Consider the following 15008-nt stretch of genomic DNA (forward strand, 5'->3'; position numbering starts at 1 on the left):
ACACATTTATTAGTTTGTAAATGTGTCTACCTATATCAGGATAAGACAGTAAACAAGCAGTAAATACAATACGCTGATTTAAAGGGAAGTATTCAGTATAAGATTATGGCAGTATTTCACCTTCCGCTGTCACCTTTACGTAGATTTCCCTTTCCCCTTGCTCCATCTCTACCAAAAAGTAACTGCCATCGGGAGTCTCAATAAAGTCGGCATCATCAATGACATAACCGGGATGGGCAGCCGTAACGGCGTTCTTCACTACATCCTCCAGATGTCTCTTACTGATATCCCAGATAGTATAGGCCCATGCACCCTCAGCGGTGAACATCACATCCTTGCTGATACTTCCGTGCACGATTTCGACTTCCGTCATACCGTTCTTTTCTTTTTCAATATCCACAATGCGGGCATTGGGATATTTCTCTGCTATAAAATCTTTGATGGCAGCGGAAATATCAGAAGGGAGATAATCTTCGGGAGAACCGCCGTTGTGCGCATCGGCCACTTCCTTCACCAGAATGCCGTCCTCCGAATAATAGAGGTCCATTTCCTGATTACCTTTCTCCACTTCGATGATGTAGACAACAGCCATTTCCTTACGTTCCAGCTTGTCTACATCTTCCACCTTCCATACATTATAATAGGTACTACTCTCGTAAGAGCTTCTCACCGGAGCGGGAAGGTCTGCATAACGGAGGTCGGTTTCGGTCATCTGCCATACACCGTCTTTGGTGAACCAGGCCTCCTTTTCGAAATTGTCCTCATGGAAATCAGCCACATAATATGCACCTTTTGTTTCCCATTCTATACGCTGGGCATTGGGATGCTCCTTGGCCAACGCATTACTCAGTTCCGCGGGCACGGAGATTCCGTCGTTGTCGTCATCATCACAGCTTTGCAAGGCAAAGGCAAACACGCCTAACGCCAATAATAAGAAGTACTTTTCCAGTTTCATAGTCATTTCGTTTTTTTACATTATCAATACCAAGTTTGTTCATTTTGTATGGCAAAGATGAAGCCTAAATCTGGAAAGAATCTGGAAGAATACTCATATTTTGCAGAAAACAGCTATCTTTGTGCCACTAAAAGCGTTCATAACAAAAGAGATACATAATAACACAATGGAAAAGAAATTCAAACGTACCACCGTAACCTCGGCATTGCCGTATGCCAACGGCCCGGTTCATATCGGACACCTGGCAGGCGTTTATGTTCCTGCCGACATTTATGTCCGCTACCTGCGACTGAAAAAGGAAGATGTAATCTTCATCGGCGGCTCCGACGAACACGGAGTGCCCATCACCATCCGCGCCAAGAAGGAAGGCATCACCCCGCAAGACGTGGTGGACCGCTATCATACGCTTATAAAGAAGTCTTTCGAAGAGTTCGGCGTTTCCTTCGACGTGTACAGCCGTACTACTTCAAAGACGCATCACGACACGGCTTCCGACTTCTTCCGCAAGCTGTACGATAAGGGAGAATTCATCGAAAAGACCAGCATGCAGTATTACGACGAAGAAGCCAAGACCTTCCTTGCCGACCGCTACATCACCGGCGAGTGCCCCCACTGCCATGCCGAAGGCGCTTACGGCGACCAATGCGAGAAGTGCGGCACCAGCCTCAGCCCCACGGACCTGATTAATCCGAAGAGTGCCATCAGCGGCAGCCAGCCCGTGATGCGCGAGACGAAGCACTGGTATCTGCCGCTGGACAAGCACGAGGAATGGCTTCGCCAATGGATTCTGGAAGACCATAAGGAGTGGCGTCCCAATGTTTATGGCCAATGCAAGAGCTGGCTCGACATGGGCTTGCAGCCGCGTGCCGTGAGCCGCGACCTGGATTGGGGTATTCCCGTTCCCGTAGAGGGTGCCGAGGGCAAAGTGCTCTATGTATGGTTCGACGCCCCTATCGGCTACATCAGCAACACCAAAGAGTTGCTGCCCGACACATGGGAGAAATGGTGGAAAGACCCCGAAACGCGTCTGGTACACTTCATCGGAAAAGACAATATCGTGTTCCACTGCATCGTGTTCCCCGCCATGCTGAAGGCAGAGGGTAGCTACATCCTGCCGGACAACGTGCCGAGCAACGAGTTCCTGAACCTGGAGGGCGACAAGATTTCCACTTCACGCAACTGGGCGGTATGGCTGCACGAGTATCTCGTTGACTTCCCCGGCAAGCAGGATGTGCTGCGCTACGTGCTGACCGCCAACGCACCGGAGACAAAAGACAACGACTTCACCTGGAAGGACTTCCAGGCACGTAATAACAACGAGCTGGTTGCCGTTTATGGCAACTTCGTGAACCGCGCCCTGCAACTCACCAAGAAGTACTTCGACAGCGTAGTGCCCGCCGCAGGCGAACTGAACGACTACGACCGCGAGACGCTGAAAGAATTTGCCGACGTCAAGGCAGAAGTGGAGAAGTTGCTGGATGTATTCAAATTCCGCGACGCACAGAAGGAAGCGATGAACCTTGCCCGCATCGGAAACAAATACCTTGCCGACACCGAGCCGTGGAAGCTTGCCAAGACGGACATGGAGCGCGTAGCCACCATCCTCCATATCTCCTTGCAGCTGGTTGCCAACCTTGCCATCGCCTTCGAACCGTTCCTGCCCTTCAGCAGCGAGAAGCTTCGCAAGATGCTGAACATGGACAGCTTTGACTGGGCAGAGCTGGGACACACCGACCTGCTGCCTGCCGGACATCAGCTGGGCACCCCCGAACTGCTGTTCGAAAAGATAGAAGACGACGTCATCCAGGCACAAGTAGACAAGCTACTTGCCACCAAGAAGGCAAACGAAGCCGCCACCTACAAGGCAAGCCCCATCAAGCCGACCATCGCCTTCGAAGACTTCGAAAAGCTGGATATCCGCGTAGGTACAGTGCTTGAATGCGAAGCAGTGCCCAAGATGAAGAAGCTGCTGAAGTTCAAGATTGCCGACGGGCTGGAAAACCGCACCATCGTCAGCGGCATTGCCCAGCACTACAAACCGGAAGAACTGGTAGGCAAGCAAGTGCTGTTCATCGCCAACCTCGCTCCACGCCAATTCAAGAACGGGCTGGTAAGTGAGGGAATGATTCTCTCTGCCGAGAATTATGACGGCTCGCTGGCGGTGACTTCACTGCTGAAAGAGGTGAAGCCGGGCAGCGAGGTGAAATAAAACAGTAACAAGGTAACGAGTTAACAAGGCTACAAGGAGGAAGGAAAAGCCTCGTGGCCTTGTTAACTCGTTGCCTTATCAACCAATAAACTATGTCCGATACATCACTCAAAGAAAAAACAGCCAAAGGCCTCTTCTGGGGAGGATTCAGCAACGGCATACAGCAGTTGTTAAATCTGGGATTCGGAATAGTCCTTGCCCGTCTGCTGGATGCTTCGGATTATGGTATGGTAGGGATGCTTACCATCTTCTCCGCCATTGCCGCCGCCTTGCAGGAGGGTGGGTTCATTTCGGCACTGACCAACCGGAAGGAGACTTTGCACAAGGATTACAACGCCGTGTTCTGGTTCAGCCTGATGTGCAGCACTACTATATATATATTACTCTTCTTTGCCGCACCGCTGATTGCCGACTTCTACGATACGCCCGAGCTGATACCGCTGTCCCGTCTCTCCTTCTTGGGATTCGTCATTTCCAGCATGAGCATTGCACCGAGGGCATATCTATTCAAGAACCTCAGAATCAAGGACACTACCGTCATTTCTATTTCAAGTCTGATAGTCTCCGGTATTGTGGGCATCACATTGGCGGCAAACGGATTCGCCTATTGGGGGATTGCATTGCAAAGCATCTCTTTCATCACCGTAATGACGATTCTTAACTTCTACTTCTCGCATTGGAGACCCCGCTTCCGGTTCGACTTCACACCCATTAAGGAGATGATAGGGTTCAGCAGTAAGATAATCATTACGAATATCTTCACCATAATCAATAACAATTTGTTTTCCGTCTTGTTGGGTAAGTTCTATTCGGAACGGGAAGTGGGTAACTTTACGCAGGCAAACAAGTGGAACGGCATGGGACATACCACGATTACGGGCATGATAAACGGCATTGCACAACCCGTCTTTACCCGGGTTGCCGACGACAAGGCACGACAACTTGCCGTATTCAGAAAGCTGCTGCGCTTCACCGCCTTTATCTCTTTCCCCGCCATGCTGGGATTGAGCTTGGTATCGAAAGAACTGATTATAATCACTATCACGGAGAAGTGGCTGCCCAGTGCCGATATCTTGCAACTGTTATGTATTTGGGGAGCATTTATTCCCGTCATCAATCTGTTCTCCAACCTGCTCATCAGCCGGGGACATTCTTCTATCTATATGTGGAGCACCATCAGCTTGAGCCTGCTGCAAATAGTAGCTGTATGTGCCATATACCCATACGGGTTGGAATGGATGCTGCGTATTTTCGTCATTATCAATATCGGCTGGCTGTTTGTATGGTTCCGTTTTGTCAAGAGGGAGATAGGATTAAGACTGCGCGATATGCTGAAAGACATCTCTCCTTATCTCTCCCTATCCATTGTACTCGTAGTGTCAACTCACTATGCTACTCAGCCCATAGAAAACCTATACTTAAATATGGCAGCCAAAATCATTATGGTAGCTGGGCTTTATGCACTGGTTTTGTGGAAACTACAATCTACCATCTTCCGGGAAAGCATTGAATTCCTCTTAAAGAAAAAAAGAGCATGAGCCGCATAGCCTACATCATATCCGCCTACAAGGATGCCCCACACTTGGCACGCCTGGTTGCCGCACTGGATGACCGGGCAGACTTCTACGTGCACATCGACCTCAATGCCGATATACACCCTTTTGAAGAAGCCTTGGGAGACAAGGTCACTTTCGTGCCCCGCCACCGGATAAGCTGGGGAGGATGGGAACAAGTGGAATATCAGAAAGAATTGCTTGCCGCCGTATTGCACAGCGGTATCCCCTATACCCGCGTAGTATGCCTAAGCGGGCAAGACTATCCGTTATGGAACAACAACGCCATCTACCACTATTTCGAGGAGCATCAAGACACTGAATTCATCGGCGGTTTCAACCTGACACACTGCACCGTGAAACAGCAGTTGCACAAGATAACCCATTACCACCCTTTCCGTGACCTGCCTTGGAAGAGTATATGGTGGAAGAACAAACTCATCGTAGCATCGCGCAAGCTGGTACAGATACTCCCCATCCGGAAAGCCCCTTTTGCACCCTTGGAGGGCAAGCAGGCAGATGTCTATTTCGGTTCCGACTATTGGGCCATCACGTTGCCCTGCGCACGATATGTATATGAAAAGTTGTGCACGGAGGAGAAGCTGGTGAAGTATTTCAGAACCAGCTTTGTACCCAGCGAGCTGTGCATACAGACCATCGTATTCAACTCCCCTTTTGCCTCAAAAGGGCTTCTTTTAGAGGGAGAATACCCCGGACTTACCCGTCTCACCCCCTTGCACTACATAGACTACGGCGTATCCATCCGCGTGATGACACTCGAGGACCTGCCGGTATTGCGACAGTCTGGAAAGATGTTCTGCCGGAAAGTGGTAAGCGGGGAGTCCGACACACTGATAGAAAAACTCAAGTCCGATTTCGCAAAAGAAGATTGAAATGGAAAGTGCTCCTTTCAACTATTATCATTATTTTTGCAGACATCAATCAAAAATGGTATCCATGGTGAAGCAATATACCCCAGAAGAACTGACCCAACTACATCAGGTGCTATACGAAATACTGGAAGAGATTGTGCGCATCTGCGACAAACACAATATTCCCTATTTTGTAATCGGCGGAACAGCAATAGGGGCACTCTATGACAAAGCGATTCTTCCTTGGGATGACGACATAGATATAGGTATGAAACGGGAAGACTACAATAAGTTTCTCCAGATAGCCTCCCAAGAACTGAGAGAACCATACTTTCTTTCATGGATACATACCGACCCTCATAGTCCTTATTACTTTGCCAAAGTCAAGAAAAACAACACCTTGTTTGTCGAAGAGATGTTTAAAGATGTACCTATGCATCAGGGAATCTTTGTCGATATATTCCCTTTTGACCGTATTCCAAACAATAAGCTATTAAGGAAGATACAATATGAAGCCGTCAACTTTCTGAAATGCTGCCTGATGGGAAAAGAGGTATGGCTATGGAAACACTTCGGAAAATGTCAAATATCCAACCCTACCAATCGTGGAGCTGTTGCCTGCCTTCTGAACCGGATAGTTGATATGACACTCTCTAAAAAGACAATCTACCGTTTGATGGTGATAATGCAAAGTTGTTTCAACTCATGGAAAACTTTGTATTACAACAATGTGATTACCACTACCGACCATGTTTTGGAGACGAGTCTCAACCATTTACAACCAATCAAATTCGGTCCACTTTATCTGAAAGCACCTGATGGATTGGAAAACTTTCTACGGTACAACTATCCCACTTTACACCGGTATACAGAAGAAGAGCAGGACAAGATAAACAATCATTATCCGGCAGTTCTTTCTTTCAACATACCAAATGACCATATAGCCACCTCCTAATCCAACAAAATTGCCATGAAACCAGCCCTTGTAGATGTATCTGTACTGATTCTTTTCTTCAACCGCCCCAAACTGCTGGCGCAAGTATTCGAACAAGTGAAGAAAGCACGCCCCGCACGACTGTTTCTCTATCAGGACGGCCCGCGCGGCGAGCGTGACATGCCGGGCATAGAAGCTTGTCGCAAAGTAGTGGCAGACATCGACTGGGAATGCGAAGTACACCACAACTACCAAGAGAAGAACTACGGCTGCGACCCATCGGAATACATGGCACAGAAGTGGGCATTCTCCTTGTCGGACAAATGTATCGTGCTTGAGGATGACGACGTGCCTGCCGTCTCTTTCTTCGGCTTCTGCAAGGAACTGCTCGACAAGTATGAGCACGACACACGCATCAGCATGATTGCCGGATTCAACAACGAGGAGATTACACCGGACATCACTTCCGACTACTTCTTCGCCACCACCTTCTCCATCTGGGGATGGGCGAGCTGGCGGCGGGTGACGGACCAATGGGATGAATTCTACACCTTCCTGGACGACAAGGAGAACATGCGGCAACTGAAGAACCTCATCCACACACGGCGCTACCGCAAAGACTTCATCTACATGTGCCAACGCCACCGCGAACACGAGAAAGCCTATTACGAAACCATCTTCCACGCTTCCATGTTGTTCAATTCGGGTCTGAGCATCGTGCCCACCCGCAACATGATAAACAATCTGGGAGCCACTGCCGACTCCACCCACTTTGCCGGCTCCGTGCACACCATGCCGCGCGGTTACCGCCGCATCTTCACCATGAAACGCCACGAAGTGGAGTTTCCACTGAAGCACCCTCGCCACGTCATCGAGAACACAGCCTACAAGGATAGCGTTTACCGCATCATGGCATGGCGGCATCCCTGGATAAAGATTGCACGGTCGTTCGAGGAACTGGCGTTGAACCTACGGTACGGCAACTTCACCATCATATGGCAAACGCTGCAAAAGCGTATCCGGAAATGGATGAAACAAGACCGGCATCTGTAACAAGAAAAAACATTCAAAAAAGAAGAAACGAACAACAGTCATGAGAGTACTACTTATCAATACATCCGAACGCATCGGCGGCGCAGCCATCGCCGCCAGCCGTCTGATGGAATCACTCAAGAACCACGGCATCAAAGCCAAGCTGCTGGTACGCGACAAGCAGACCGACCAAATCTCCGTTGTGTCACTAGACCATAACTGGCGCATGGTGTGGAAGTTCGTCTGGGAGCGCATCGTCATCTGGAGCACCAACCGCTTCAACAAGAAGAACATCTTTGCCGTAGACATTGCCAACACGGGGACAGACATCACCTCACTGCCCGAATTCCAGCAAGCAGACGTCATCCATCTGCACTGGATAAACCAAGGGATGCTCTCGCTGAAGAACATCGAGAAGATTCTCGCCTCGGGCAAGCCCGTCGTCTGGACCATGCACGACATGTGGCCCTGCACTGGCATCTGTCACCATGCCCGCGAGTGCACCCACTACCAGCAGGAATGCCACAACTGCCCCTTCATCCACGGAGGCAGAGGCAAACGTGACCTTTCCTACCGCATCTTCCACAAAAAGCAGGCATTGTATCGCAACCGTCACATCAACTTCGTCACCTGCAGCCGCTGGCTGGAAGAACGTGCCCGGACAAGCGCCCTCTTCTGTGGACATGCCGTGACGTGCATCCCCAACCCCATCAACACCAACCTCTTCAAGCCCCGAAACCGGCAGGAAGCCCGCAGCCGTTGCCTGCTGCCGCAAGACAAGAAACTCATGCTGTTCGGCTCGGTGAAGATTACGGACAAACGGAAAGGCATTGACTACTTGATAGAATCGTGCCGACTGCTGGCCGACAAGCATCCCGAACTCCGGGAACAGTTGGGTGTCGTCGTCTTCGGCAACCAATCGCAACAACTGGAAAACCTGCTTCCATTCAAAGTCTACCCGCTGAACTTCGTCAGCAACGAACACCAACTGGTGAACATCTACAATGCCGTGGACATCTTCGTGACCCCCTCGCTGGAAGAGAACCTGCCGAACACTATCATGGAAGCCATGGCATGCGGCATTCCCTGCGTCGGATTCAACGTGGGCGGCATCCCCGAGATGATAGACCACCTGCACAACGGCTACGTGGCACAATACAAATCCCCGGAGGACTTTGCCAACGGCATCTACTGGACGCTGACCGAACCCGACTACCCCAGCCTCTCGGAACAAGCCTGCCGGAAAGCCATCTCCCACTATTCGGAGAACGTCGTCGCCAAGAAATACATTGACCTTTACAACAAAGTGACCGGAAGAAATGCATAACCACCCCACCCCGAAATTCAGTATCATCACCGTGACCTACAATGCCGAAGCGGTACTGGAGGACACGATTCAAAGCGTTATCTCGCAAACCTACCACCACGTAGAATACATCCTTGTGGACGGTGCGTCCAAAGACGGCACGCTCTCCATCATCGACCGTTACCGCGACCGCATCACCCGCATCGTGAGCGAACCGGACAAGGGACTGTACGACGCCATGAACAAAGGCATCCGCCTTGCCACCGGCGATTACCTCTGCTTCCTCAATGCCGGCGACAGCTTCCACGAGGACGACACCTTGCAGCAGATGGTGCGTTCCATCTCCGGCAACGAACTACCCGACGTGCTGTACGGCGAAACGGAACTGGTGGACAAGGAAGGTCACTTCATCCGCATGCGCCGCCTCGCCGCCCCGGAAGTGCTTACCTGGCGAAGCTTCAAGCAGGGCATGCTGGTCTGCCATCAGGCCTTCTTTGCCAAAGCTTCCCTTGTAGAACCCTACGACCTGCAATACCGCTTCTCCGCCGACTTCGACTGGTGCATCCGGGTGATGAAGAAGGCACGGACCTTGCACAATACCCATCTCACCCTCATCGACTATCTGGAAGAGGGAATGACCACCCAGAACCGGCAAGCATCCCTGCGCGAACGCTTCCGCATCATGGCGCGGCATTACGGACTGATGAGTACCGTAGCCCATCATGCCTGGTTCGTATTACGGGCCGTGATAAAGAAATAGCACAAGTTTCGAGGGCAAATATACTTTATTCCCGCAAGACCTATACCTTGTGGGAATCTCCCCTATACCCAGCTCTCTACAGTATAGGAGTGAGTACCCAAAACATCCCCATGTTTTCACCTAAAACATCCGGATGTAATGGGGCAAAACATCCCCATGTTTTGGGGTAAAACATCCGGGTGTTTTGGAGAAAGACATCCGGATGTTCTGCATATTAAGTCCTATACCGTGAGGGGCTAAGTCCTAAGAAGTAGGAGATTAAGTCCTAAAGCAAAGGAGGCTGGGTAGCTGCAAGCAGCGCCTTCAACTCTTTTACCCCTTCCGAAGCTCCCTTTTGAATGACATGTATCGGACGCATGACGTGCGTGTCCACCGGCTTGGGGTCTATCAGATACACTTCGGCGGCACGGGGCACGTAGTTCAGCAGTCCCGCAGCGGGATAAACGTTCAGGCTGGTGCCGATGATGACGAAGATGTCCGCCTTCTCCACATACCGGATGGCAGTTTCAATCTCCGGCACCGACTCGCCAAACCACACGATGAACGGGCGGAGCTGCGTACCGTCGCCCGCCTTGTCGCCCAACTTTACTTCATATTCCTCCGGCGCCAGTTCCTTGACGAAATGCGGATTATAAGGGTCGCGGCTGGAACAAACCTTCGTCAGTTCCCCATGCAAGTGTATCACGTGCGTACTGCCGGCACGCTCGTGCAGATTATCTACGTTCTGGGTGACGACCGTTACATTGAAATCCCTCTCCAAGTCGGCAACGCCCAGATGCCCGGCATTCGGCACCACATCGAGCAACTGCTTGCGACGTTCGTTATAGAAATTAATGACCAGTTCCGGATTACGTGCATACCCCTCGGGAGTCGCCACCTGCTCCACCGGATATTTGTCCCACAGTCCGCCCGCATCACGGAATGTGCTGATGCCGCTCTCGGCGCTCATACCGGCACCCGACAATATGACCAAGTTCTTCATTTTCTGCTCCTTTCCTTTATTAAAGTAAGACAAATATAAGAAGAATGTTCAAGTTGTGATATAAATAAGAAAAATTAAATACTTAAAAGCCTTATCATTCAAATAAAAGACGTACTTTTGCCACTCATAAATTTGCAATAGACTGGAAAAGAAACCAATCCGGTCGTCAACAAAAGAATCTTATGGACAAATTCAGTTATGCTATCGGCCTTGGAATAGGTCAGAATCTTTTAAGCATGGGTGCCAAAGGCATTGCAGTAGATGACTTTGCACAAGCAATCAAAGACGTTTTGGAGGGCAACCAGACGGCAATCAGCCACACAGAAGCCCGTGACATCGTCAACAAGTACTTCGCCGAACTGGAGGAGAAGATGAACGCAGCAAACATAGAAGCCGGCAAAAAGTTCCTGGAAGAGAACAAAAAACGCGAGGGAGTTGTTACGCTGCCCAGCGGACTTCAATACGAAGTTATCACGGAAGGAAACGTGGGCCGCTATGCCAAAGCCACCGACCAGGTGCAATGCCACTACGAAGGCACACTGATTGACGGAACGCTGTTCGACAGCTCCATCAAGCGCGGCCAGCCTGCCACGTTCGGTGTAAACCAAGTGATACCCGGTTGGGTGGAAGCCCTTCAGCTTATGCCCGAAGGTGCCAAGTGGAAACTCTACATCCCCAGCGACCTGGCATACGGAGCGCAGGGTGCCGGCGAGATGATTCCTCCCCACAGCACGCTCGTATTCGAAGTCGAATTACAGAAAATTTTATCTAAATAAACAACAAGTAAAAGCAAAATGAAAAAAGTAACATTTCTCATGGCTCTTGCAGTAGCTGCCGGTATGGCATCTTGTACTGCTCAAAGTCCGAAAGCTGATTTGAAGACGGACATCGATTCATTGTCTTACGCCATCGGTATGGCGCGTACAGAAGGTTTGGACCAGTATCTTGCACAACAAGGCATTGACTCAACCCAGATGTCAGAATTCCTGAAAGGTTTCAACGAAGGCGCAGCCAAAATCGATAAGAAAGACGTGGCTTACATGGCCGGTCTGCAAGTAGGTCAGATGGTCAGCAAGCAATGGGTGGAAGGCTTCAACCAACAAATCTTCGGCAACGACTCTACACAGAGCATCAGCCGCGAAAATCTGCTGGCAGGTTTCGTAGCAGGTGTCATCGGCAAGGGTGGTGCTATGGATATGATGAAAGCTCAAGAGTACATGCGTACTCAGATGGATGCCATCAAAGAAAAAGCAACCGCAGAAAAGTATGCTGACAACAAAGCTGCCGGTGAAAAGTTCCTGGCTGAGAACAAGGCTAAAGAAGGTGTAGTAACTACCCCGAGCGGTCTGCAATACAAAATCATCACCAAGGGTAACGGTGCCGTTCCTGCCGACAGCAGCAAGGTGAAAGTAAACTACAAAGGTACGCTGATTGACGGAACAGAATTCGATAGCTCTTACAAGCGCAACGAACCTGCTACTTTCCGTGCCAACCAGGTAATCAAAGGCTGGACAGAGGCCCTCACCATGATGCCCGTCGGCTCTAAGTGGGAACTCTATATCCCCTACGACCTGGCATACGGTTCAAGAGAAACCGGTAGCCAAATCAAGCCGTTCTCTACTTTGATATTCGAAGTGGAACTGCTGGGTATCGAGAAGTAATGTAACAATCCGAAGGGAGGGGCAAAACCCTCTTGATACTTCTTTTAGGCGCGGATTACGCGGAATACGCGGATTTGGTAAACTAAATCCGTGAAATCCGCGTAATCCGCGCCTTATCGTTACCCCTCACTTTTATTCATTTTTCCGTCCCTTTTTATAGATAAATTAAAATAAAGTCCTATATTTGCTTACTATTTGATAACAACAAGAACTTTACTTATTTACTATTATGGAAAAAATAGACAATCTTGACCGGCAGATTCTGGAAATCATTTCCCAAAATGCCCGTATCCCTTTCAAGGACGTAGCTGCTGAATGTGGCGTGTCACGTGCTGCCATCCATCAACGTGTACAGCGCCTGATTGACCTTGGCGTTATTGTTGGCTCAGGCTATCATGTAAATCCCAAGTCCCTTGGATACAGAACCTGCACTTACGTAGGAATCAAGCTGGAAAAGGGCTCCATGTATAAGACGGTAGTTGCTGAGCTGGGCAAGATTCCCGAAATCGTAGAATGCCACTTCACCACTGGTCCGTACACCATGCTGACCAAGGTATATGCCCGCGACAACGAGCATCTGATGGATTTGCTGAACAACAAGATGCAGGAGATTCCTGGCGTAACCGCTACCGAGACCTTGATTTCCCTGGAACAGAGCATCAAGAAGGAGATTCCTATTTGCCCCGAGAAATAACGAACAACAATGGATTTCTTGAACGAATATCATCTGTCGGGCCTTGTCATAGGTATCTGCACATTCCTCATCATCGGCTTGTTTCACCCCATAGTTGTGAAAGCCGAATATTATTGGGGCACCAAGTGCTGGTGGATTTTCCTTTTACTCGGCATCGGCGGCATCATTGCCTCCCTTTATACGGAGAACATCATGATAGCCTCCCTTTTGGGCGTCTTTGCATTTTCCTCGTTCTGGACCATCAAGGAGATATTCGAGCAGGAAGAACGAGTGAAAAAAGGCTGGTTTCCCAAGAATCCAAAACGAACTTATAAGTTCTAAGGACAAAGGTTATAAGGAATTTTATCCAAAAGTCTTGCATATTTCAATAGAAAATGCTACTTTTGTCCTCGCTATCCAAGCAAGGATGCATCGGACTTGTAGCTCAGTTGGTTAGAGCAACAGACTCATAATCTGGAGGTCCCTGGTTCAAGCCCAGGCTGGTCCACGAAGAAAACAAGCGTTAATTGCAAGAAATCAAGCAGTTAACGCTTTTCTTTTTGTCCTTCACTATGAGTTGGGATAGGCTCAAATCAATAGAATTACATATCTTTTGCAGCATTTGTTTACCGCTTGTTTACCGATAAACAAAAGGATTAATATGCTGACAATCAACGCAGAAATCAAGAAAGACGGACTACGGTCTAATGGTACTTACAACGTAAAGCTAAGATTCACACTCGACAGAAAAATGAGACGGCTGGCAACAAGTCTATTCGTCACAAGTAAAGACCTAACTAAAGAACTGAAAATCAAGCAAAATTCACCTATTAAAAAAGAGGTAGATTTTCTTATTCGCAGTTATCAAGAGAAATGTACCAAACTGCAAGTTGAATTAAACCACTACACCATTGATGAAGTAATGGACTACTTGAATGGTGAACATCAGAAGCAACAAACCATTGACTTTATAAAGTTCAGTCGTGAGTGGATAGCCTCAACAACTATCAAAGGCGCACCTAACTACACCACTGCCATAAATGCTTTAGTCCGTTTCATAGGTAAAGAGGAATTAGATGTAAATCTGATTACAACCATTTTTTTAGAGAACTTCAAAGCGTTTCTGAATAAAGAGCGTGAAGTACGAATGAAGAAACTGATTCAGCAGGGTAAGCGTGTGCCCTCTAATCGGTCTTTATCTCTTTATTTGGTAAGCATAAAGAAACTATTTAAAGAAGCGCAAAAGAAGTATAACAAGAGAGAGAATAATCTCATACTGATACCTAACAACCCATTTATAGACTTTGAGATACCCAAGCAGGAAGCAACAAGAAAGAGAGCTATTCCGGCAGATATTATAAAGAAGGTATGGAAGCTACCCTATAAAGATATGAAGAAAGGCTACAAGTCCACTTGCCGCTATAATTTGGCAAAAGATTGCTTTATTCTATCATTCTGTCTGATGGGCATTAATTCAGCCGATTTATATAATGCTACAGAAATGGCGAACAATACCATTACTTATAATCGTACCAAGACGAAAGACCGTAGATTGGATAATGCTCAAATGAAAGTGGATATACCTAAAATCGCATTACCACTTATAGAGAAGTACAGAGATAAAAGTGGTAAACGCTTATTTAATTTTTACCAATACTATGCAGACGAAAAAGGTTTCAATAAGGCTATCAACTACGGCTTAAAAGAAATTGGTACAATATTAGGAGTAGATGATTTGGAATACTACGCAGCCCGCCATAGTTGGGCTACCATTGCGCTTAATAAAGTTGGCATTGATAAATATATAGTCCACGCAGCACTGAACCATATAGATGATTCTATGAAAGTGACAGATATTTATATTGAACGGGACTTCGTAAATGAGAACAAGGCTAATGCAAAAGTTGTGAAATATGTATTTGGTAAATGAATATCGTTTGCCATTATGCAGAACCTACTATAACAAAAAGAAGTCTGTAATCCGGCAAAGATTGCAGACTTTTCTTTTATTTTGCAGTATCACTAGTGTCCACTAAAAATTTTTTGGTCACTAGTCGGTTAAAAATTAAAT

14 protein-coding genes and 1 tRNA gene are annotated in these 15008 nt (G+C 48.2%); 13 read left to right on the forward strand and 2 right to left on the reverse strand.

Annotated elements, in window-relative coordinates; all coding sequences use genetic code 11:
• Positions 1–103: 103 nt before the first annotated feature.
• Positions 104–955: a PepSY-like domain-containing protein gene (locus DW039_RS19785; RefSeq protein ID WP_005834354.1), complete on the reverse strand. Its 852-nt coding sequence runs from the start codon at positions 953–955 to the stop codon at positions 104–106.
• A gap of 166 nt (positions 956–1121) precedes the next feature.
• Here DW039_RS19785 and metG point away from each other — a divergent pair, with 166 nt between their 5' ends.
• From metG to DW039_RS19820, 7 genes are all read left to right on the forward strand, one after another.
• Positions 1122–3164 (forward strand): methionine--tRNA ligase, encoded by a 2043-nt coding sequence (gene metG, locus DW039_RS19790; RefSeq protein WP_057281445.1) that lies wholly within the window; start codon positions 1122–1124, stop codon positions 3162–3164.
• Positions 3165–3256: 92 nt separating this feature from the next.
• Positions 3257–4702, forward strand: coding sequence for a lipopolysaccharide biosynthesis protein (locus tag DW039_RS19795; protein WP_098032005.1), 1446 nt, complete (start codon positions 3257–3259; stop codon positions 4700–4702).
• On the forward strand, positions 4699–5610 hold the full coding sequence (locus DW039_RS19800) for a beta-1,6-N-acetylglucosaminyltransferase (RefSeq protein ID WP_120382287.1): 912 nt from the start codon (positions 4699–4701) through the stop codon (positions 5608–5610). Before DW039_RS19795 ends, DW039_RS19800 begins: the two co-directional genes overlap by 4 nt.
• Before the next feature lie 64 nt (positions 5611–5674).
• Positions 5675–6544, forward strand: a complete 870-nt coding sequence (locus DW039_RS19805) for a phosphorylcholine transferase LicD (RefSeq protein ID WP_005834345.1) — start codon at positions 5675–5677, stop codon at positions 6542–6544.
• A gap of 15 nt (positions 6545–6559) precedes the next feature.
• Complete coding sequence (locus DW039_RS19810) at positions 6560–7576, forward strand: hemolysin activation protein (protein WP_120382288.1); 1017 nt, start codon at positions 6560–6562, stop codon at positions 7574–7576.
• A gap of 40 nt (positions 7577–7616) precedes the next feature.
• The gene (locus DW039_RS19815; protein ID WP_120382289.1) at positions 7617–8882 is read left to right on the forward strand and encodes a glycosyltransferase family 4 protein; all 1266 of its coding nucleotides are present in this window, start codon (positions 7617–7619) and stop codon (positions 8880–8882) included.
• Positions 8875–9621: a glycosyltransferase family 2 protein gene (locus DW039_RS19820; protein ID WP_022400784.1), complete on the forward strand. Its 747-nt coding sequence runs from the start codon at positions 8875–8877 to the stop codon at positions 9619–9621. The genes DW039_RS19815 and DW039_RS19820 overlap by 8 nt, the downstream gene beginning before the upstream one ends.
• Before the next feature lie 265 nt (positions 9622–9886).
• Here DW039_RS19820 and DW039_RS19825 read toward each other — a convergent pair whose 3' ends face one another.
• Positions 9887–10603, reverse strand: coding sequence for an NAD-dependent deacylase (locus DW039_RS19825; protein ID WP_057088732.1), 717 nt, complete (start codon positions 10601–10603; stop codon positions 9887–9889).
• 182 nt (positions 10604–10785) lie between these two features.
• On the opposite strand from DW039_RS19825, the gene DW039_RS19830 reads away from it, so the two are divergent.
• The 6 genes from DW039_RS19830 to DW039_RS19855 all read left to right on the forward strand — a co-directional run bounded on the left by DW039_RS19830 (position 10786) and on the right by DW039_RS19855 (position 14867).
• Complete coding sequence (locus DW039_RS19830) at positions 10786–11379, forward strand: FKBP-type peptidyl-prolyl cis-trans isomerase (RefSeq protein WP_044468323.1); 594 nt, start codon at positions 10786–10788, stop codon at positions 11377–11379.
• A gap of 18 nt (positions 11380–11397) precedes the next feature.
• On the forward strand, positions 11398–12264 hold the full coding sequence (locus DW039_RS19835) for an FKBP-type peptidyl-prolyl cis-trans isomerase (protein ID WP_005830844.1): 867 nt from the start codon (positions 11398–11400) through the stop codon (positions 12262–12264).
• 229 nt (positions 12265–12493) lie between these two features.
• Positions 12494–12958 (forward strand): Lrp/AsnC family transcriptional regulator, encoded by a 465-nt coding sequence (locus DW039_RS19840; RefSeq protein WP_005830846.1) that lies wholly within the window; start codon positions 12494–12496, stop codon positions 12956–12958.
• A gap of 9 nt (positions 12959–12967) precedes the next feature.
• On the forward strand, positions 12968–13279 hold the full coding sequence (locus DW039_RS19845; protein WP_005830847.1) for a DUF4491 family protein: 312 nt from the start codon (positions 12968–12970) through the stop codon (positions 13277–13279).
• Positions 13280–13371: 92 nt separating this feature from the next.
• Positions 13372–13445, forward strand: a tRNA-Ile gene (locus DW039_RS19850).
• Between the two features lie 153 nt (positions 13446–13598).
• Positions 13599–14867 (forward strand): phage integrase SAM-like domain-containing protein, encoded by a 1269-nt coding sequence (locus tag DW039_RS19855; protein WP_090612917.1) that lies wholly within the window; start codon positions 13599–13601, stop codon positions 14865–14867.
• Positions 14868–15008 lie beyond the last annotated feature (141 nt).

Origin of the sequence: Bacteroides sp. AF39-16AC, from assembly GCF_003602735.1 — a bacterium.
GTDB lineage: Bacteria > Bacteroidota > Bacteroidia > Bacteroidales > Bacteroidaceae > Bacteroides > Bacteroides uniformis.